The 21,374-nt window shown below is 37.0% G+C and carries 17 protein-coding genes; 11 read left to right on the forward strand and 6 right to left on the reverse strand.

Annotated features, from left to right (window positions below; all coding sequences use genetic code 11):
• Positions 1–56: 56 nt before the first annotated feature.
• Both EZ449_RS03090 and EZ449_RS03095 read right to left on the reverse strand, forming a co-directional pair.
• On the reverse strand, positions 57–2,495 hold the full coding sequence (locus EZ449_RS03090) for a bifunctional YncE family protein/alkaline phosphatase family protein (protein WP_131556507.1): 2,439 nt from the start codon (positions 2,493–2,495) through the stop codon (positions 57–59).
• A 16-nt stretch (positions 2,496–2,511) separates the two neighbouring features.
• Positions 2,512–3,348: a hypothetical protein gene (locus EZ449_RS03095; RefSeq protein ID WP_131556508.1), complete on the reverse strand. Its 837-nt coding sequence runs from the start codon at positions 3,346–3,348 to the stop codon at positions 2,512–2,514.
• 343 nt (positions 3,349–3,691) lie between these two features.
• Between EZ449_RS03095 and EZ449_RS03100 the strand changes: the two genes are divergently transcribed.
• Together EZ449_RS03100 and EZ449_RS03105 are read left to right on the forward strand one after the other, a co-directional pair.
• Positions 3,692–3,937, forward strand: a complete 246-nt coding sequence (locus tag EZ449_RS03100; protein WP_225872212.1) for a hypothetical protein — start codon at positions 3,692–3,694, stop codon at positions 3,935–3,937.
• 136 nt (positions 3,938–4,073) lie between these two features.
• A complete protein-coding gene (locus EZ449_RS03105; protein ID WP_131556509.1) occupies positions 4,074–4,310 on the forward strand; it encodes a hypothetical protein in 237 nt (78 codons plus the stop codon).
• Positions 4,311–4,528: 218 nt separating this feature from the next.
• Here the strand turns inward: EZ449_RS03105 and EZ449_RS03110 are convergent, their stop codons facing one another.
• The 4 genes from EZ449_RS03110 to EZ449_RS03125 form a co-directional block, all read right to left on the reverse strand.
• Positions 4,529–5,350 carry a universal stress protein gene (locus EZ449_RS03110; RefSeq protein ID WP_131556510.1) on the reverse strand — a complete coding sequence of 274 codons (822 nt, stop codon included), beginning with the start codon at positions 5,348–5,350 and terminating at the stop codon, positions 4,529–4,531.
• Between the two features lie 32 nt (positions 5,351–5,382).
• Positions 5,383–6,801: an inorganic phosphate transporter gene (locus tag EZ449_RS03115; protein ID WP_131556511.1), complete on the reverse strand. Its 1,419-nt coding sequence runs from the start codon at positions 6,799–6,801 to the stop codon at positions 5,383–5,385.
• A 174-nt stretch (positions 6,802–6,975) separates the two neighbouring features.
• Positions 6,976–7,704, reverse strand: a complete 729-nt coding sequence (locus EZ449_RS03120) for an esterase family protein (RefSeq protein WP_165499679.1) — start codon at positions 7,702–7,704, stop codon at positions 6,976–6,978.
• A 63-nt stretch (positions 7,705–7,767) separates the two neighbouring features.
• The gene (locus tag EZ449_RS03125; protein WP_131556512.1) at positions 7,768–8,355 is read right to left on the reverse strand and encodes an SGNH/GDSL hydrolase family protein; all 588 of its coding nucleotides are present in this window, start codon (positions 8,353–8,355) and stop codon (positions 7,768–7,770) included.
• A 298-nt stretch (positions 8,356–8,653) separates the two neighbouring features.
• On the opposite strand from EZ449_RS03125, the gene EZ449_RS03130 reads away from it, so the two are divergent.
• The 9 genes from EZ449_RS03130 (at position 8,654) to EZ449_RS03170 (ending at position 21,370) form a co-directional block, all read left to right on the forward strand.
• On the forward strand, positions 8,654–11,641 hold the full coding sequence (locus tag EZ449_RS03130) for a SusC/RagA family TonB-linked outer membrane protein (protein WP_131556513.1): 2,988 nt from the start codon (positions 8,654–8,656) through the stop codon (positions 11,639–11,641).
• 95 nt (positions 11,642–11,736) lie between these two features.
• Positions 11,737–13,326 carry a RagB/SusD family nutrient uptake outer membrane protein gene (locus tag EZ449_RS03135; protein ID WP_165499680.1) on the forward strand — a complete coding sequence of 530 codons (1,590 nt, stop codon included), beginning with the start codon at positions 11,737–11,739 and terminating at the stop codon, positions 13,324–13,326.
• 20 nt (positions 13,327–13,346) lie between these two features.
• Positions 13,347–14,411 (forward strand): phosphatidylinositol-specific phospholipase C1-like protein, encoded by a 1,065-nt coding sequence (locus tag EZ449_RS03140; protein ID WP_131556514.1) that lies wholly within the window; start codon positions 13,347–13,349, stop codon positions 14,409–14,411.
• A gap of 8 nt (positions 14,412–14,419) precedes the next feature.
• Positions 14,420–15,823, forward strand: coding sequence for an alkaline phosphatase (locus EZ449_RS03145; protein ID WP_131556515.1), 1,404 nt, complete (start codon positions 14,420–14,422; stop codon positions 15,821–15,823).
• Positions 15,824–15,956: 133 nt separating this feature from the next.
• Entirely contained in the window at positions 15,957–17,078 is a 1,122-nt protein-coding gene (locus EZ449_RS03150) for a CehA/McbA family metallohydrolase (RefSeq protein ID WP_225872213.1), read from the forward strand.
• Between the two features lie 104 nt (positions 17,079–17,182).
• Positions 17,183–19,033: an alkaline phosphatase gene (locus EZ449_RS03155; protein ID WP_225872214.1), complete on the forward strand. Its 1,851-nt coding sequence runs from the start codon at positions 17,183–17,185 to the stop codon at positions 19,031–19,033.
• A gap of 430 nt (positions 19,034–19,463) precedes the next feature.
• Positions 19,464–19,715, forward strand: coding sequence for a hypothetical protein (locus EZ449_RS03160; protein WP_131556517.1), 252 nt, complete (start codon positions 19,464–19,466; stop codon positions 19,713–19,715).
• Between the two features lie 128 nt (positions 19,716–19,843).
• Entirely contained in the window at positions 19,844–20,617 is a 774-nt protein-coding gene (locus EZ449_RS03165; protein WP_165499681.1) for a DUF72 domain-containing protein, read from the forward strand.
• 198 nt (positions 20,618–20,815) lie between these two features.
• A complete protein-coding gene (locus EZ449_RS03170; RefSeq protein WP_131556518.1) occupies positions 20,816–21,370 on the forward strand; it encodes a YciE/YciF ferroxidase family protein in 555 nt (184 codons plus the stop codon).
• Positions 21,371–21,374 lie beyond the last annotated feature (4 nt).

Here is a 21,374-nt window from a genome sequence, read left to right on the forward strand (position 1 = left end):
AATTGAACACCTTGATTTTTATAGTTCATTAAGGGAATTAATATTGACTTTTTCTTCTAGTCATCATCATCCTTTTTCTTCTTCTCCAGAATAACAAAAGCACTTCTCTTAGGTGCTGGCATAACCGAATTTTCACCTTTAACAGATTTCCATACTACTTCATTTAAATCCAAATCAGGGGCAGAATCTTCTTTTGCAAAATTGAAAAATTCTGAACGTCTACTGCTTTCATTTACGGCAACATTTCGGTTGTTTAAATTTATAGCTGGTTTTATTGCGTTATAAGGTGTAAAATCTGGTTTATTGGTAAAGCACTCAAATAATGGAACTGCTGCAGCATCGTATTGGCTCATTGGGGGCAAACCCAAAATAAGTTCCATTGTTCTTAAAAAACCGGATGTAGAATACATGGTATGCACAGCTGTGTTCCTTTTTACATAAGGGCCAACAACATAAGCTGGAGAGCGGTGTGCATCAACATGGTCAGGGCCGTTTTGGGCATCATCTTCTAAAATAAATACAACAGACTCCTTCCATACTGCGCTCTGTGATAGTTTCTCGAGTATTCGACCAACAGCAAGATCATTATCTGCTACGGCAGATTGTGGAGATACTTTTCCTTTTTTCTGTCCGCTGGTATGATCATTCGAAACCCTTAACGTACTAAATTGTGGAACTGCATTGGCAACTAATAAGGAATCAAAATCCTTAATCCAAGCATCGGCTCGTACCTGATCGGTAATATCCATATCAAAGCCTGGAGAGTTTGTGCACATGTGGCCCTGCAAAGATTTAATATTCGCTTTTGCGTAATCACCAAATTCACCATAACTGCGATAAGAAACACCAGCACGCTGGCAATAATCCCAAATGAAGCCACCTTTTGGATAAGTTACTGGTCTGCCACCTTCGTAATTTGTTGTTCCACCACGGGCACCGTAACTTGTTGGCCAGGTTTTTTCGACCACATCTGTTGCATAGGCCGCCATACTCCAATTGTGTCCATCGGCGCTAACCTCGGCATCAACATAGAAATTATCTAGTAGCACATAATTCTCTGCAAAAGCATGCTGATTGGGCGTAATGCGTTTTCCAAAAAGCGTTAAAGAAGAATCACCATTTCCTTTTGGCATGTCGCCAAGTACCTGATCGTAAGTTCGGTTTTCTTTAATGATATAAAAGACATGTTTAATGGGCGATTTTTCACCTAGCTTACGTGGAATTGGGTTGCCCTCCTCACCATCTGCGGTAATGGCCTTTTTATCGGAAAAGGGTGTATTTGCGTAAACTTGGCTAGTATATGTTTTTAATTGCTCAGGCTTTGGCACATCTATAAACGAGATCGAACCCTTAAATAAACCTGCAATATACTGTAGTCTATTATTGGCTGTACTTCCCATTTGGTAGCCACTATTATCGGCTTTTGAAATTGGCTGCGGGCCTTTTGGATTTGCCAAAGAAGTATTTCCTTTTCCGTTGGTAACCATAATTTTGGAACCAATAACCTTAACACTTGTAGGATACCAGCCAACTGGAATAAAGCCTTGACTTTGACTTGTGCCTGGCTTGCTCACATCAAAAACCGCCAAGCAGTTATTATCGGCATTGGCAATATATAGCGTTTTTTCATTAATACTTAGCGCCAACCCATTTGTAGTTGATCCAGTAAGCTGGGTTGCATAAAGTGTTGTAGCGATGGTTTCTATAACCTTATTATTTGTTGTATTAATTACCGAAACCGTATTGTCATTTGCATTTGCAACAAAAAGATAATTGCCTTTTTTATTCAATAGAAGCTCATTCGGGTGATCGCCAACTGGGATAGAGGCAATTATCTTTTCTTCTGCTATGTTTACGATAGCAACTGCTCTACCGCCCCAAAGAGAGATGTATAGTTGTGTTTCGTCAGGAGAAAGCGCACAACTATAGGCAATTGCAGGCAGCTGAATTTTTTTTAATATTGTCTTTTTCGTTGGATCTATAATGTAGAGGCTGCTATCCTCTTTCGTTACCGTAAACAGTTTTGTGTTGTTTTTGTTAACTGCAATTCCAGCTGGGCTTATTTTACCTTTGGGCCAAACCAAGCCTAGTTTGATGGTATCGCTTTCCGCTAGTTTATTCTCACGGATATTGAAGTTGATAATGAGGTTATCGTTTCCTCCAGAAACATACAGGTGTTTTTCATCTTTGCTAAAAGCGAGACCGTACCAAGATTTCTTCAAAATTTTCTCATCTAAAATTTGTTCTGTTTTAGAATCAATTAGCTGGATCGACTGTGTACTTTGACCGTTATTGGTAACTGCAATAAATTTCCCTGAAGCACTAACTTGCATGTTTAAAGGCAGATCGCCTAATTGTAGAGAATGGCCAGCAGGACTTAACTTCCAGCCATTTGGCAAGAGAATTTGTTTGGTACTTTCGATCTTTCCCGGCCATTGTGCAGATACACTTTGAAAGGCAAGAATGAACATCGATACGAATAAATATTTTTTCATTTTAGAATATTTTATTTTAACGTAAATCAAAATTAACTAAAGCACGGATGGTATATCCGTTTCCAGAAGCTACAGATCCAATTTCACGAATGGCTTCTGAAGGGATTACTGAACTTCGTGTTGCATAAAAGACTGGTCCTCCCGATAAGGAAAAAGCTAGTTTCGAATGATTTGGTGATAAGTTAATTGAGGGGCCGATCATTACCTTTGCACCACCTTCTGCTTCATCTTTCTCCCAAAAACCCTCCAAATCCTGTCCAATGGCTTCAAATCCTAAATACCATTCATCGCTAAGGCGATGTTGAAATCCCATTGCAGAAATAAAATCAAGTTTATCGCGAGATTTATCAAATGCTTTTTCAAAACGTAAGTTACCAACTAATCTCCAGTTTTGCTTATCAAAGGAAACCGTTATTCGGCTAATTGCAGCGCCTACGTTAGACCAATCTCTACTAAGGCCAAGTCCTGCGCCTAATCTAAAACCATAGGCATCCTTTCCTCCAATAAGGTCTCTAATAACTTCTGCCTGTTGCGCAGAGCTTATTCCACCACCATTTGCAAAACCAACAGAGGCTGTTGCATATAAGGTAAACCTACTTCCCAGGTAACCTTTTACTCCAAACTGTTGGCCAAGACCATTATAACCAAATTGGCCTGATGCATGCTCGGCATAACTTCCCGAGTAATGAATGTTCCATTTCTGGTTTTCAGAAGTTAGCGTATTCACTGAAAATAAAAAGGGTTGGGCAGTTTGCGATGATGAAGAAACAGACGGCTGAAGAACCGTTTTATTCTGGGCTTCGGAAAAGAAAAAGCTGAAGAAACCAATTGCAGTTAATAGTGTTTTTTTCATGTTGTAATGAATGCTAAACCTTTAAGGTTGATAATCGCCCAAAAATAAGTTTGCTACATTAAGTTAATATTAATATGAACTACTGAACATAAATATTACACAGCCATATTTTTATCATATGTTGAGGTGCTTTCTTTATTAATTTACAGATTTTTTTATAGACTACATGTAATATAGGTTTCAACGGATAGGAGATTGTTTCATATTTCGCTTTGTTACTTAATTAGGCTATTCTGTGAATTTTGTTCCTAGCTAACTGCCTGAAACTTTCACGCTGAAACATTAACCTAAAGACTTTAATAGCTTAACACAAGCATTGAAATAAAAGATAACCTTTGTGCCAATGAAAAATCAGGATATGAATAACGAGCAGGCACAAATTAATAAAGATTTACAAACGTTTATAGAGAAATTCGACCCACGAAAGTATAAGATGACTAAAGCTGGTGTAGAAATTAGAGGTATTATTGATATGTATAGAAATTTAACTCATGCAAGAATGATCATTACAAATCTAGAACTTAATCTTACTGTTATACATACTGCCGACATGCTCAGCTATGGCGGTTTTCAGGTAAATGTAAATTAGGGCGAGGATTTTATTTTCGCTGACTAGCTATCATACCATAAGTATAATTGGGCATTGTTAAATTAATGTTATTTTAGATTTAACCTTAACATATCAATAATTTAACATTGAGGTTTGAATTGGCTAACTTCGTGGCGTGAATTTCCCTTTATACATCTATTACGAGCTTTTGATCCGTTTATCTGCTATTGATTCCGAATTAGGAGAATATTTATCAACCTCTCAAAACCAAAATGTTTGCATTCTAAGAACCACTAATGGAACAATTCTAGTTCCTACGGCGATTTTAATAAAACAATTTGAGTCTCCCGATCTAATTACGACTAATGAACTTGTGGAGTTGGCATCTGGTTTTAAGGCAAATTACCTCTAAGCAACGAAATATTAACAATAGTTTAATTTTCTAATTATATCAGCCGCTTAACTTTGTGATGTAAATATTTGGTTAATATTACAGGTTTAGTTAGTTGATGAGAATAAGCTATAATGGATTTTATGGCTTATTTTGTTTAAAAGGTAAAAAAAATCGGATTGAAAGTTTGCGATAAATCCCTCAACAGAAAATATAAAGCCGTATTAAATCGATATGTATTAATCATGTAATACCAAAATAGCCTTAACTGATCTATTCATCACCTGATTTACCGTACTGCTTGTAAAAAGGCGATAGATAATGTTGTGATGATGTTTAACGAGGCACAAAATATCGGTATGGTTGTTTTTAATAAAATCAATTATGCCATTTGGGGCACTATTATCTCTAATGTAATTAAATTCTATTTCTGTATGAGGAAGCAATTCCCTAATTCTTTTCTCACCAGTTTGTATGTGCAAATCATCCGATTTTTCTGCAACATAAAGCACCTGCATTTTTTTGGTGCCCGATGCTCTTAGCATTTCATTTAATGCGTTTACATCTTTATTGGATAATTTTGTCTCATAATCCGTTGCCAATGTAATAATAGGTGAGCTTGGGGAATTACTTTCCAATGGAACGATTAACGTTGGTATTCTCATTTTTGTTACCACACTACTTGCGTTGCTGCCTACAATACCACTAATTCCTGTTGAACCAGTAATGCCCATAACTAGTAATTCGACTGGTTTATCTTCTATATATTTTGTGATAACAGTCTTTAAAAATCCAACATCACAAATGGTTGTTGTTTTAATTTCTGCTAAATCTTGTCTTGCAGCGATATTCTCTGTCCATGCCTTTAAGGCCGCTCTTTTATTGTTGTAGTAAGAATCTATAAATATTGCGTTATATGTGCTGTTGTTAATTCCTTCGGTAGGGTGAATGGCATGAATGGCTACAACTTCCATATTTAAGATTTTCGCCATGGCCAGTGCATAACAAAGCGCATTATCTGCACTAAGCGAAAAATCTGTTGCTACGAGTATTTGTTTCATTTTTTTGGATTACTAAATTTATCTAAAACTATTTAAACAAACAGATGGAAAAGCATGAATAACAATATTGCCAAAACTATCGATACGGGTAAGGTTAAAACCCATGCAAGTCCAATGTTTTTTAAGGTATTGCTGTTAAGGTTTCCTTTTCCGCCAGATGCTACCATTGCGCCGGCAATGCCGCTTGATAGAACGTGGGTAGTGCTAACTGGTAATCCAAATGCTGTACTTAACCCAATTGTTGATGCAGCAACGATTTCGGAAGTGGCACCCTGCGCATAATTTAAATGTTCGTTTCCGATTTTTTCGCCGATGGTAACTACTATTCTTTTCCATCCTATCATGGTGCCAAGGCCGAGGGATATCGATATAAGTAAAACAACCCAAAGTGGCGCAAACTCCACTAATTTGGATAATTCATGCATATTTTTAGAAAGTATTTCCTCATCAGCTTTGTTCAGGATTATTGTTTTATCTTCCTTAACCGTTTTTATAGATGAGATTACCTCTTCAATCTGTTTGCGGAATTTATAAGTATTGTGCTTATCTGTCTCGTTTTTTAAACCGAGATGGAATTTAGCTTTCTCTATTTTGCTCGTGAAAGATTTGATATTGATCTTTTTGCCCTGATTTAATACCGCAACTTTTTGAAGAACCTGTTCGGTTTGATTAAGTTGTAAAAGTACCTTATCGTTAGCGATGGAATGGTTTACGGCAAACCTTGCTGGTAAAAACGCAATTAAAATTAACATTAGCAATCCAACGCCTTTCTGTCCATCATTACTTCCGTGGAAGAAACTTACTAGCGTACAGGTTGTGATTAAGATTCCTCGGATAATTAATGGAGGTCTATCGTTTTCGCCATGTGGAATATGAAATAGTGCATGATATTTTATTACATGTTTAAGAAAGTACATTAATAACATAGCGAGGCCAAATCCAATAATGGGTGATAATATTAAGGATAGACCAATTTCTTCGGCTTTGCCCCAATTTACTCCGTTTCCACCATAGTACCAGGTAAAAGCTAAACCAGCACCAATCATTGCACCAATCATGGTATGTGAACTAGAACAGGGGATACCTAAATACCATGTGCCGAGGTTCCACGCAATGGATGCCAATAATACGGCAAGAACCATACAAGCGCCGACACCAGTTGGTAAATTCATTAATGCATCGAGGGGAACGAGTTTTAAAATTCCCATCGCAACAGCAATACCTCCAGTAAAAACACCCATAAAATTCCAAAAACCCGACCATGGAATGGCTATAACTGGCTTAAGCGCTTTGGTATATATAACCGTTGCTACGGCATTGGCGGTATCGTGAAAGCCGTTTACGAATTCAAAGCCGACTACTGCAATTAAACAAACAATAAATATTATTAGTAAGGGTGTACTTAAATCGGTGTTACCAATAAAAGGGAGGGCTGTGCAAAAAAGCGGCATAATAACTGTTGAATATCCTATACAAAAAATGGTAGTTGTATTTACCAAATAACAGTATTAGTACTCGTTTAAAAGTATGTTTTATGTTAACTAATTGTTATCATATTTATTGCTTTTAATTCGGTTTACTATTTTAAAGGTGTGATGAAATAGAAAGCTAAAATCAATTATAGATTAAATATATAAAGGCGCCATCATTCTCCAATAATGAGGTCGATGGGCATTGCTACCCCAGGTGTGAAATTGGTTTGAAACACCTTTACTCCAGAGTAAATTACTTAAATGCTGATTGCCATTTAAAAATGGATCTGTTTCTCCTACGGCAAGAATAATTTCAAGATTTTTAGTAGATGTTAATAATTCCTGATCATTAAGATTAGCGATGTATTGGGCGGGCATATTGAAATAAACTTCATCGCTCCTAAAGCCACTAAGCAAATCCTTAAAGTCTCCTGGTGCATCCGTAAGATCGTATCTTCCGCTAATGCCTACTGCTTTTTTAAATAACCAAGGGTGTTTTAACGCCAAATTCATTGCATGGTAAGCGCCCATACTACAGCCTGCTGTTTCTATAAAACCTCCAGTATTCTTCGATTGGATAAATGGAATTACTTCTTCAAGTATGTATTTCTCATAACTTAAATGGCGATCGATTCGAACAGATGGGAATGCATTCTCGTTGTAGAAACTTTCTGCATCGATGCTATCTACGCAAAATAATTGAATTTCTCCATTGTTGATTTGCGTACCGAGCGATTCCACAATGCCCCAATTTTCATAATCATAAAACCTTGCCATTCGTGTGGGAAAAAAAAGAACTGCCCTGCCTTGATGACCAAAAATAAGCAGCTCCATGTCTCTTTGTAGGCTATTGCTAAACCACTTGTGGTATTCCCTATTCATTAATTTAAACTTTATGGAAAATTAATAATTTAATGTTAGTATGATATTAATTTCTGGTAATGATTAAAGCAGTTTTTGATTGACGATTTTACGCCAAAGTTGATAACCTTCTTTACTTAAATGGAGTCCGTCATGATCATAATAAGCTGGATTTGGCTTTCCCGATTTATCAAGCATTTTTTTAAATACATCGATAAATCTCCAATTTCCATTTAACTTAATGATCTCACTTTCGATTAAATTATTAGTGTATTTGAATTGATCAGCCATGTGCCAACGCAATAAACTTGGTTTTAGGGAAATAAAAAAACAGGGGATGTCTCCAAATCGTAAGTTCACTTTAGCTAATAACTGCTGAAAAAATATAAAAATTTCTTCAGGGTTCCTACCATCTCCCAAATCATTGTCTCCTGCATATACAACAAGCATTTTGGGTTTATAACCTATCATAATACGTTCAAAAAACCATACACAAGCCTCTAATGTCGATCCGCCGAAAGCAAGGTTAGTTACTTTTCTGTCTGTAAAATCTTCTTCGAGCGTATTCCATAACCTGATGGATGAACTGCCGTAAAATATAATTCCAGGGTTTGCTCTCTCTTGTTCATTTCTTTTTTCGAGTGCTTTCACCTCTTCTTCGTACCAAAACATATTGTTAAAGATAAATAAGATATGGACTTGTTAAAATGCACTTTAAGTTAAGTTTTTGTAAGCTCATTTATTTGGTTATAAGAGAGCGACATAAGGTGCTTTGTTAAGTTAATGGTTTCTGAATAGTTGTTGGACACAAAATCGCTTAACATTTTATTAAACTAAGGCACCTTTTTTAACAATTAAATAATCCTATCTAACCAAATTCCTAACGCACTCGGTACATCTTTGTGGCGCATTCTAAATGCTGGAATAATTTGCTAAGAATGTGTTTCCAAACAATCATAACTAATCATTCATGAAAAAAAATTACAAATTCAATTATTTGTCTTTGATCGGAAGGTGGCAATTTCTGGCCATTTTTCTACTTGCCTGCTCATTAAACGTTTTGGCCCAAGGGAGCAAAACAATAACCGGTAAGGTTATCGATGAAACCAATCAACCTGTTCCAGGGGTTACTATCAGAATTAAGGGCGTTAATGGCGGTACATCAACCAACTCAGATGGTATTTACAATATTCAGGCTAAAAATGGCGATGTTCTTGTTTATTCCATGCTTGGTGGTATTAGTAAGGAGATTATAGTTACCAATCAAACTACAATTAACGTAACGTTAATGCCTGATAATCAAACCCTAAAGGATGTAGTTGTTATTGGTTACGGTACAGCTAATAAAAAGGATTTAACAGGGGCGGTTACCTCCATTAAATCAGAAGAGTTTAATCAAGGTGTTATGGTTAATCCAGCTCAACTCTTACAAGGTAAAGTAGCGGGTTTAAATGTTACTAAAAGCGGCGATCCAAATGCTAAACCCTCAACCATTTTGCGTGGTCCATCAACTTTAAGGGAGGGCGCTGCACAAGAGCCTTTTTACGTTATTGATGGTGTTCCAGGTGCATCAATTGATTTACTTGCACCTTCTGATATTGAAAACATCGATATATTAAAAGATGCATCATCAACAGCAATCTATGGTTCGAGAGCTGCAAATGGTGTAATTATCGTAACAACAAAACGCTCGAAGAATGGCCAGGCCCGTTTATCTTACAATGGATATGCGGCAGTTGAAAAGGTATCAAAAAAATACGATATGTTATCTGCGCCAGAATTAAGACAATATCTTGCCGATAATAAACAAATCTTAAACGCAGTTGATGATGATGGTTCTGACACCAATTGGCAATCACTTTTAGAGCGTACAGGTTATACTCAAAACCATAATCTTTCTTATGGTGGCGCTGGTTTGGCATCAGATTATGGTGCGAGTGTTAATTATTTGGATAACCAAGGGATTCTTAAAAACACCTCATTAAAGCGTACGATAGTAAGGGGTTACATCAATCAAAAGTTTTTTAACGATCGATTAAAACTTGGTTTAACCATCACCAATAGCAATTCGAAAAGCTCGGATATTTATCAATCACAGGCGCTTCCGAACATGCTTTTCTATTTACCAACCGTAAGCCCGTTTAATACAGACGGCACATACAAGGAAAACTATAATCGTACGGGAAGTGGTACACGTAACCCTTTATCAATAGTAGATAATAATCGCATTGATAACCTGAATAACAAAACTTTGATAAATGGAATGGCACAGCTAAATATTCTTGATGGACTAAGATTTACGGCGAGTGTTTCCTCACAAAGAGATCAAAATAATTACAGTACTTATTTAAACAGCCAATCTGGTTTGGCGAGGGGTGTAAACGGACAGGCACAAAAAGTTGATGTCTTAAATAAAAGCCAAGTGCTTGAGGGTTACTTTAATTACGATAAAACCTTTGGAAAACACAGTTTAAAGTTACTAGCAGGTTATTCGTGGCAAGAAGATAGAACAAATGATGGTTTTGGCGTTACCACACAGAATTTCTCTAATGATAATTTAGGATATAACAACCTATTTCTTTCTAACCCAACCTTACTGTCGCAAATTGCCTTTACTAATGCACCAATCTCTACTTTGAGGTTAATTTCATATTATGGTAGGGTTCAGTATAATTATAATGAGAAATATCTATTTCAGGCATCTTTAAGAGATGATGGTTCTTCGGCTTTTGGTAGAAATAATCGTTGGGGCTTATTCCCTGCGGTATCTGCCGGATGGAGAATTATTGGTGAGGATTTTATGAAAGCTGTACCGGTTATCAGTGATTTAAAGCTTCGTGCAGGTTACGGTGTTTCGGGTAACAGTTTAGGTTTCGATGCCTTTTCTTCTCTACTGATTTACGGCACACTTTCGGGTAGCAATAAGTTCTTAAACAATGGCAACATCAGTAATGCCATCGGTCCTGTTAGAAATGAAAACCCCGATTTAAAATGGGAAAGCACTGCAACCACCAACATTGGGCTGGATTTTGGATTATTTAAGGATAGAATTACTGGATCGATTGATTTTTATATCAAACAAACGTCTGATTTGATTTACGATCGTTACGAAGTTTCTACCACTCAGTTCTTCTTGCCAACCATTACTGCAAATGTTGGTAAAATCAAGAATACTGGTGTAGAGTTCGCTTTAAATGCGGTTGTAGTGAAAACCGATGATTTCAAATGGACAACTTCGCCAAATATTGCGCACAATAAAAATGAGGTAGAAACCTTATCAGATGATTTCTACAAAATTGCAGCCATTCAAACCGCACAACTTGGGGGTAAGGGCCAATCTGGAAACTACAGTCAGCTTATTCAGCCAGGTTATGCATTGGGTACCTTTAACTTATGGAATTATGCAGGTAAAAATGCCGCAGGTGTAAGTACCTACATTAATGCTGCGGGACAAACAATTGCAACGCAACCATTAACAACCGATGCCAAGATTGCAGGCGATGCACAGCCAAAATTAATTTACGGCTGGGCGAATAGCTTCAGCTACAAAAATTGGGATTTGAACTTCCTTGTTCGTGGCGTATTGGGAAATAAAATATTGAATGCAACAGCCGCATCGTTAAATAATCCTGCTGATGCTAAGTTGCAAAACATACCTAGGTTTACCATAGGCGAATCTTTCAGTGATATCAACGCTTACTTAATTTCCGATCGTTTTCTGGAAAGTGGCTCATATTTGCGTTTAGATAATGCAACGCTTGGATATTCGATCAAGCCCAAAACAATATCGATTAAGGCAATTAGATTATATGTTACGGCTAACAATCTTTTTGTAATTACTAATTATACGGGTATCGATCCAGAAATTAATATTGGAGGTTTAACGCCAGGTATCGATAACAATAATTATTATCCAAAAACAAGAACATTCAGTTTTGGTGTAAGTGCATCATTCTAAAAAATAAAAAATGAAACCAGCAGGAACGTACCAGTAAATAACAGCAAAATATGTTCATGCTAGCCTCATCATCTTTAAAAAAAAATAATATACTGATGAAAAAATTTATAATCTTATTAAATATTCTTGCTTGCCTGATTGTTCTTGAATCTTGTAGCAAGCTTGATGTTGATGTAGAATCGCAATATGTAAAGGATAATTTTCCTATCACCAATTCCGATTATGCTGCGCTTTTTGGTACCATGTATTCTAATCTTTCTTCTCAATACGGAGTGCCTTATTGGAGAATGCAGGAACTTTCTACCGATGCGGCAATTATCCCAGCACGTGATGGAAATTTTGATGATGGAGGTCAATATCGTCAGCTTCATTACCATACATGGACGATCGATCATCCAAATGTTAGGGATATCTGGCAGTGGGGTTTTGGTGGTATCAACAATTGTAATCGTTTAATAAACCTTACCAACGAATCTTCAGTTTCTGAAGCCGCAAAAACAAGTAGTCTGGCAGAAGTAAAAGCAATGAGGGCTTTGTACTATTACTTTATGATGGATTTATATGGTAATGTGCCAATCATCGACACTTTTCCGGTAAGCACACTTCCGGGAAATCAAACCCGCGAAAAAGTATTCGAATTTATTGAAAGAGAACTTTTAGCAGTGGTTACACAATTGCCTGTAAAAGATAATAACAACCGTATTTTGGTTTACGGCAGACCAACACAGGCTATGGCTTATGCCTTATTGGAGAAAATGTATTTAAATGCAGAGGTTTACACAGGGAAAGCAAGGTATGCTGATGCGGTTATAATGGCCGATAACATTTTGAAAAATACCAATTACGCTTTAGACACAAAATACAGCGATATTTTTGACGTAAATAACGGCCCACAGATTAACGAAACGATTTTTGCAATTCCTTACGATCAGCAGATTCCTGGAAATCAAATTACAAGATTTGGGTTTTATCCTGCTTTAGCACCTGCTTATGGAATAAATGTAGGTTTCAGTATTGCAATGAGCACTACACCAGATTATTATAACCGATTTAATTTAACCAACGATATTCGCAATAGCTTTTGGCTTATTGGAAAGCAATATGCGCCAGATGCTAACCGCAAGCCAGATTTAACTAAACCAATTTTAGTTGCCGGGACAACTAACCAAATTGAGATTACACCAGATTTGATTTTGAAACCTGGTAAGCCAATGGATTTAGGTAACACTGTAGCCGACCAGGCAAAAGGGGTACGTTCTGTAAAATATTGGCCTGATGTAAATGCCATTCAAACAACCAGATTAAATGGGAATGACATGCCAGTTTTACGCTTGGCCGATGTAATGTTAATGAAAGCAGAAGCGATTTTAAGAGGTGCAGCAGCAACAACCGTTAATAGCGAATTACAAACTCCTTTAGTTTTATTGAATAAAATAAGAAGTCGTGCGGGTGCCACAGCAGCAACAACGGTTACCTTAAGTGCCTTGCTTGATGAAAGAGCTCGCGAATTTAGTTGGGAAGCTTGGAGAAGAAATGATTTGATCCGTTTCGGACAATTTGAGATTGAGTATCCATTACCGAACGATGTGCTTACCATGAACAAGGATATAACGAAGCGAATTTATCCAATTCCTGCCAATGAGTTAAAGTTAAACGCAAACTTAAAACAGAATCCTGGCTATTAATTTCATCCAAAACGAAAAATATGAGACTGATTACCTGTGTTGGTTTATTGCTGGTTTTGCCTGCCATTGCCTTAATTTCTAAAAAGGAAGATTTGCCGATAAATCAAATTCAGGTTATCGGTTCGCACAACAGCTATAAACAAGCTATCGATCCGGCTTTATTCCGAGTAATTAAAGCTTCTGATTCTGCAGCAGCAGCTAGTTTGGATTATGAACACATCCCCATGGCTGAGCAGCTGAACATGGGTTTGCGTAACCTAGAAATTGATGTTTATGCTGATGAAAATGGAGGTAAATACGCACATCCAAGGGGTTTTGAGCAGGTTAAAGGTCAGCCAGAGTTTGATAAGCAGGCCGAAATGGAGCAACCGGGTTTTAAGGTTTTACATGTTCCCGATATAGATTTTCGGTCTTCGGCGCTTACTTTCAAATCCGCATTGCAGCAATTAAAAAAATGGTCGGAAGCTAATCCTGAACACTCGCCGGTTTTCATCACCCTGGAGGCAAAAGATGATTCGATAAAACGAAAGGGATTTACCCAGTCGGAAGTATTTACCACTAAAATTTTTGATAAACTGGATGCCGTAATTCTTGAATATCTGGGTAAGGAACATATTATTATGCCCGATGTGGTTAAGGGTAAATTCAAAACACTAGAAGATGGTGTTTTGAATCAAAATTGGCCTAAACTGAGCAAAGCAAGTGGGAAATTTGTTTTTGTTTTGGATGCGACTGGTAGAAAGCGCTCCACTTATATAGAAGATCATCCATCATTAACTGGAAGGGTAATGTTTACCAATGCAGAGGCTGGAACACCCGAAGCCGCACTAATGATTAGAAATAATCCAAAAGATACCCAAATTCCTGAACTCGTGAAAAAAGGTTATATCATTAGAACCAGAGCTGATGCAGATACCAAGCAAGCCAGAAGAAATGATCGGAGTGATTTTGAGGCGGCATGTAAATCCGGTGCTCAAATTATTACCACAGATTATTATAAAAGGAGTACGCACTTTAAATCAGATTATGCCATCAGCTTTGCCGATGAAAAATACTTTAGAGCGAATCCCTTATTCAAAAAATAAGAAGACACATGAATAGAAGATCGTTGTTAAAAGGAGGTTTGTTAACCGGTTTAGGTTTGCCTTTTGTAGGCCTAAAAGATGTTGCTGCCTTACCACTTGGTGGAGCTAAAAAAGCCAAGAATATAATTATGATGGTGAGCGATGGCATGAGTATTGGCACGTTAAATTTGGCCGATTTATATGCTAACCGTACTTTTGGTAAAAGCAGTAAGTGGCTTGGCTTATATAGAGATAATAAAGCCGTGCGGGCATTAATGGATACCGCTTCTGCAAATTCTATGGTTACCGATTCTGCTGCTGCAAGTTCATCTTGGGGTGGGGGTATGCGGGTAAAAAACGGTTCGCTTAATGTTGGCGTCAATGGCGAAAAGCCTCAGCCAATACTTCAAAAATTTAAGGAAAAAGGTAAGAAAGTGGGTTGCGTAACTACGGTGCCAATTACCCATGCAACACCCGCAGGTTTTTGTGTTAACATTAATAGTCGCGGCGGGCAAGATATCATTGCCGAAATGTATCTCGCTCTTAAATTCGATGTGATGATGGGCGGAGGACATAAATATTTTGGGGAGAAAAGAGCAGGCGGAAATCTGATTCCGAAATATTTAACACAAGGTTATAAAGTTGTAGAGAACAGAACGGAGATGCTTGCTTTGGATAAATCAAAGCCTGTTTTGGGTTTATTTGCCGAGGATGGTATGCCTTATGAGGTTGATCGCCTACATGATCAGGAGCTTATAAAAAGCACACCAACCTTAGCCGAGATGACAATGAAAGCCATCGAACTAATGAAAGATAATAAAGATGGCTTTGCATTGCAGGTGGAGGGTGGTAAAGTTGATTGGGCTGCACATTCTAATGATTTAAGTGGTTTGATTTTCGATCAGCTTGCTTTTGATGAAGCGGTTGGAAAAGTAATAGAATTTGCCGAGAAAGATGGTGAAACATTAGTAATCATCACTACTGATCATGGTAATTCTAATCCGGGTTTATTTTATGCAGATGAAGCAAATAAAAAATTCGATAGTCTTCAAAATTTTAAACACAGCAACACTTGGCTTTTGGCGCAACTAAATCAATCTTTCAGTGAGCAAAAAATAATTGATTTAATCAAGGAAAATCAAGGTTTTGAGATGAAGTCTGAAGATGTAAAATCGCTTATCGTACACTTTAAGGAAATAGTACCCGGGCAACTTTACAATGAGTCGAATCTTCCATTTTATGAATACGGGAAAATTTTAGGCAAATACACCGATGTGCAGTGGGCAGGCATGAACCACACAGGTGACTATGTGGAATTGACCATGTTTGGGCCCGGTTCAGAAAATTTAAGGCCTTTTGTTAAAAACTACGAACTGCATAATTTTATGCTCAAAGCTGCAGAAATGCCAGAAGCATTTCTTGTAAAATCTTAATTAGCCACACAACAACAAATAAATAATTAAGCGCTTGCTCATGGCAGGCGTTTTTTCTAACATCAAATTTCAAAAGTTGATAATGCATTCCCGATCAAAATATTTTTTCGTATTAATTTCCATTGTTTTCTGTTTGAATGTTAATTATGCCCGTGGGCAAGAAAACAATGATATACAACCCATTAAACCAGCAGCAGGAATTTGGCTAAAAGGCGATTTGCATGTACATTCTAGGCATAGTACAGAATCATCAAATAATTCCATTTTAAAGATTATCAATTTTTCAAAATCTGTAAAAATGGATTATTTATGCATTACCGATCACGATAATCATGTGGATGGCGATGTCGCCCATCATACCTGGGCAGATCCAGAATTTAAATCAGATTCATTGCTTTTGCTTTACGGTGCGGAATGGACAACAACCAGAGGACATGGCAATGTTTTTTCTGCTAAACCATATAATCATCAAAATTTGTTCGATGTGAGAGATCAACGTGATGTAAATATTGGAAAAGTTAAAAATTCGCTGGGTGTGCATTTGTCAGCCAACCACCCCAGTGGAAAAGATAATTTTGGTTTTTCTTATGATTTGGTAAAATCTATAGAAATCTGGAATTCAGCTGTTTGGCCTAAAAATGCAAATGCCATTATGATTTGGGATGATATGCTTTCTTCAGGAAGAATGATTACTGGCAGGGGAGGAAGTGATACACACCATGGTACGCCAACAGCATCAGAAAAACCAAGTGCCAATACCTATCAGGCAGAATTTAATTACGTTGGAACGCCAACTACCTGGGTTTTTGCAAAAGAGCGTAGTTTAAAAGCAATTATTGATGCCTTGGATTATGGCAAGGTTTCCGTAAGTTCAAATCCTTTTGCTCCACGTGTAGAATTTTATGCCGATACTAAGGAGAATGGAAAGTTTGAGATGATGATGGGCGACAACAGGATTTCAACCGGAAAGCCTGTTAAATTTCGAGTTCAGTTGATTGGGAATACGCTATTTGATACAAATTATACCGTTACAGTTATAAAAAACGGAAAAAAAATTAATTCGTATCAGGTTAGCGGTAAGGTGCCTGCTGTCGAATTTACCGATACACCAGATGTAAAAGTTCGTACCTATTATCGTGTAACTGTAGAAGGAACGAACACGGCTTATCCTCAAGTACCAAAATCTGTTGCATTGAGCGAAAATATGGTTGGTTTATCAAATCCGATTTACTTTAATTTTGATCCGAAGTTTTAACCTTATATTTTAAATGCACTTATTAAATATTTGCTAACAGCACTGTTAATATTGAGGTAAAATTGCTTTTTTAACTTTAGGAAAATTTTATTCACTACCATCCAATGAAAATTTTAATCAACATTTTAGTTGCTTCAATAGTATTTCCCTTAACACTATGGGCACAAACAAATACTGTTAGTCGCGGCCATAGTCATAACGATTACCATCAAAATATTCCATTGTTGCAGGCTTACTATTCTGGAATGGGCTCTGTAGAGGCAGATGTTTTTTTAAAGAACGGCGAACTCTTTGTAGCACACGAAAGTGCAGAGATTAAAGCAAGCCGAACTTTAACCAAGTTGTATCTATTACCGCTTGCTTCCTTGTTTAAAGAAAATGGCAATCAGGCCTTTAAAAACAGCAACCAAAAGCTTCAATTGGTTATTGATATTAAGGAAGACCATTTGAATGTGCTCAATAAACTCATTTCAGAATTGAAGCAATTTGGAGATGTATTTAATTCAATTACTAATTCTAATGTAATTAAAATTGTGATTAGTGGCGATATGCCTATACCGGCAAATTTTAAGAGTTGGCCAAATTATATTTATTTTGATGGCAGACCGGAAATCAAATATACACCTGAAGAGTTAAAGCGCATTGCAATGATAAGTCAGGATATAAAGAAATATTCTGCTTGGAATGGAAAAGGGATGCCAACTCCAACAGATTTAGCTAAACTGAAGAAAGTTGTTGATGATGCGCACCAGGCCGGCAAACCGTTTAGGTTTTGGGCAACAGTGGATAACGCTAATACCTGGATTGTGCTAAGTCGTTTAGGTGCCGATTGGATAAATACCGACCATCCTGCGCAGCTGGCTGAATTTTATTCACATCAGGAGAAGTTAACCTATACTAACCCTAATCCGTATCCGGTTTACACGCCGAATTATAAATCTGATGGCATAAATAAAAAGGTTAAGAATGTAATTTTATTAATTGGCGATGGAATGGGGCTTGCACAAATTCATGCAGGGTTGGTTGCTAATCATGGAGATTTAAATATCAGTAGAATTAAGAATATTGGTTTTTCGCAAACGGCTGCTGCAAATTCAGATAATACGGATTCTGCTGCAGGAGCTACAGCAATGGCGACTGGAGAGAAAACTAACAACCGTTATATCGGCATGGGAACCGATAATAAAAACAGGACAAACCTTGTAGATACACTAAGTGGCTTTGGTATTAAGAGTGGCATTATCAGTGTTGGCGATATTACTGATGCCACACCAGCTGCTTTTTATTCACACCAAACCGAGCGAACAATGAGTAATGAAATTGCAGCTGATTTGCTAACATCCAAAACAGATATTTTAGTTGGCTCAAATCAAACAGCTTTTTTAAGTAATAAAAAAGATGCTGGCCTAATGGATAAATTAATAAAATCGGGCTTTACGCTGAACAAGAATTTTGCAGATTTTTCTAAACAAACCTCTGGCAAACAATTGGTTTTGATGGAGAATGATGAAACTCGCTCCATGTTGAAAGGTCGCGGAGATATTTTAAGGCAATCTCTCTTAAAAAGCGTTGAAATACTTAATAAAAACCCCAAAGGGTTTTTCATAATGGCAGAAGGTGCACAAATAGATCACGGAGGGCATTCGAATGATTTGCCTTATGTAGTTACTGAGATGCATGATTTCGATAAAACGATTGAATCTGCATTACGTTTTGCTGATCAAAACGAAGAGACACTGGTAATCATCACCGCAGACCATGAAACAGGGGGCTTGACCCTTTTGGATGCTGAAACCAAGAGCGGAAAAATTACTGGCCATTTTAGTACCGATGATCACACCAATATTATGGTGCCAGTATTTGCATATGGTCCACAATCTGGCGAATTCCGAGGGATGTATCCAAATACAGATATCTTTAAGAAGATAATGATGCTTCTAACGAAATCTAAATAGTCCATCAAATTCATATTTGAAGATACCCGATTCTAAAATTAAATACACAGTACGTTTTCCAACAAATGCCTATTTTACCTCAAATTTAGGTTGTGAAAAGCTTCGGGCATCTCATAAAGTTAAACTGAAAACATTCCAGTTTTGCATAAGGAATATTATCATTTATTTACACAAACACAATAACGAACGTTCTTGGTTTATAAAGTCTATCTGCTGATATAGATTTTTTAGTGGGTTAATGATCATTATACATCTTTATGGCCTCGGTTTTTTTTAAGAATTCTCTTTTATAAAAGATGTTTATTTTAGCTTATTGTTGATAAATGTCAATTATAGAGGTGCTTTTTGCTCTTCAGTTTTAAACTCGCTTGTAAAAAAGGGTGTGATTTGTGATATTGCGCTTCATTCAACTAAGCTAAATTATCCCATTATGCCAGTCTCTCAACACGGAAAATTTGTTCGCGTACAAAACACCTATATTAAAATTGATAGTATTGTAATTGTAAGGCCAAAGGATTTGGTTCAATATGATCATGAAGATCGAATATTAAGCAAGGATTTTCCAGAGATACACATTGAAACTACAAAAGGCTCGTTTCCGTTTTTATTTCAAGAATTCGATCAACGGGATCTAGCGTTAGATACACTCTTAGGCATCATAACAAATTCAGAAGATCTTTAGCTGAATTACTACTATCAGTTGTATTTTAAGTTTATTTATTCTTAACATATCAGCACCAACAACTCCAAATACTAAACCGGTTTGGCAACAATTTAGAGCCAATCCTTGTTATGGGTTAAATGCCGAATATGGAAACTAGGATCAATAATTATTATACCGGCACAAGTGGCTTGCTCTTACCAGTGCCAAATAAACAGTTTTATCCCGAAGAATTTAAGGAGAAATCGAGGCTCTGTTATTATGCTTCTTTGGTGAATAGTATTGAGATTAATAGTTCCTTTTACAAAATTCCACAAGCAACTACGTTAAGGAAATGGGCAGGTGATGTGCCAGAAAATTTTCGTTTTACATTTAAGCTTTTTAAGGAGATAACGCATACTCCTGATCTACGTTTCGATGCCTCGCTCTTAAATAAGTTTATGGAAACCATTGCAGCAGTTGGAGGAAAGAAAGGTTGTCTTTTGGTTCAGTTTCCACCAAGCATACGAATTAATCATTTGCCTCAAATATCCAATCTTGCAGCGATGTTAAGGGATAATGATCCATTAAAAGAATGGAGTATAGCAATGGAATTTAGGCATTCATCGCTTTATGTAAGTCAGCTTCGAGAACTTTTAGCTGCTTTCGATATAGCAAGCGTAATCCATGATAAGGGAACGGCCAGCAGTCCGATGGACATGAGCGATGCCGATTTTGTTTACCTTAGATTTCATGGGCCTGACGGAAATTACAAAGGCAGTTATTCAGCCGATATTCTCGCAGAATACGCCAGCTATATTGTCGATTGGATGATAGAGGGAAAAAAAGTCTATGCCTATTTCAACAATACTATGGGCAATGCACATGGCAATCTTAATACCTTATGTGGTTTTGTTAAAACAGGACTTTCCAATGAGGATTAGGTATAAAATCTAGATAGTATTAAGATCACCTCGATTTTAAGGTAGATTTTTATGTTCTCGAATTGTGTTTTAGTTAGGATGCTATTTTTCTGCCACCAACAAAACTTGTGTTTCTAAGTTTATATCGATAGCATCAAATAAGCAAAACTATTGCAAAAACTTTAGGTTGTATAAATACTACAAACTAGAGAACATACCATGAAAACAAAAGAAAGTGGAAGCGATGCAAAATTTGCGACCAAAACAACCTCGAAAGAATCTCCAGCCTTAAGTGCACTTTTTAAGGATTCGATCGCAGACCTATATTGGGCTGAAAATCATTTGGTAAAGGCACTCCCTAAAATGATTTCTGCAGCAACTGCACCAGAACTTAAAAATGCAATCGAATCGCACCTTGCGGAAACAAAAGTACATGTGGAAAGGCTAGAGCAGATTTTTGAACTTTTAGGCGAGAAAGTAGTAGCAAAAAAATGCGACGCAATGGAAGGGATTACCAAAGAAGCAGAAGGTATTGTTGAAGAAACCGAGCCAGGAACCGCCACCAGAGATGTCGGGATTATTTTAGCCTCACAAAAGGTAGAACATTATGAAATCGCTAGCTACGGTGGGCTATACCAACTGGCTACCACTTTAGGTTTACCCGAGGTTGCCGAACTTTTGGAACAAACGCTTGCAGAAGAAAAACTTGCTGATATCAAATTAACCGATATCGCAGAAAATGAAATTAATTATAAAGCAGCTGAAGAAGCTTAAACGT

The organism is Pedobacter frigidisoli, from assembly GCF_004331675.1.
In the GTDB taxonomy this organism is placed as follows: domain Bacteria; phylum Bacteroidota; class Bacteroidia; order Sphingobacteriales; family Sphingobacteriaceae; genus Pedobacter; species Pedobacter frigidisoli.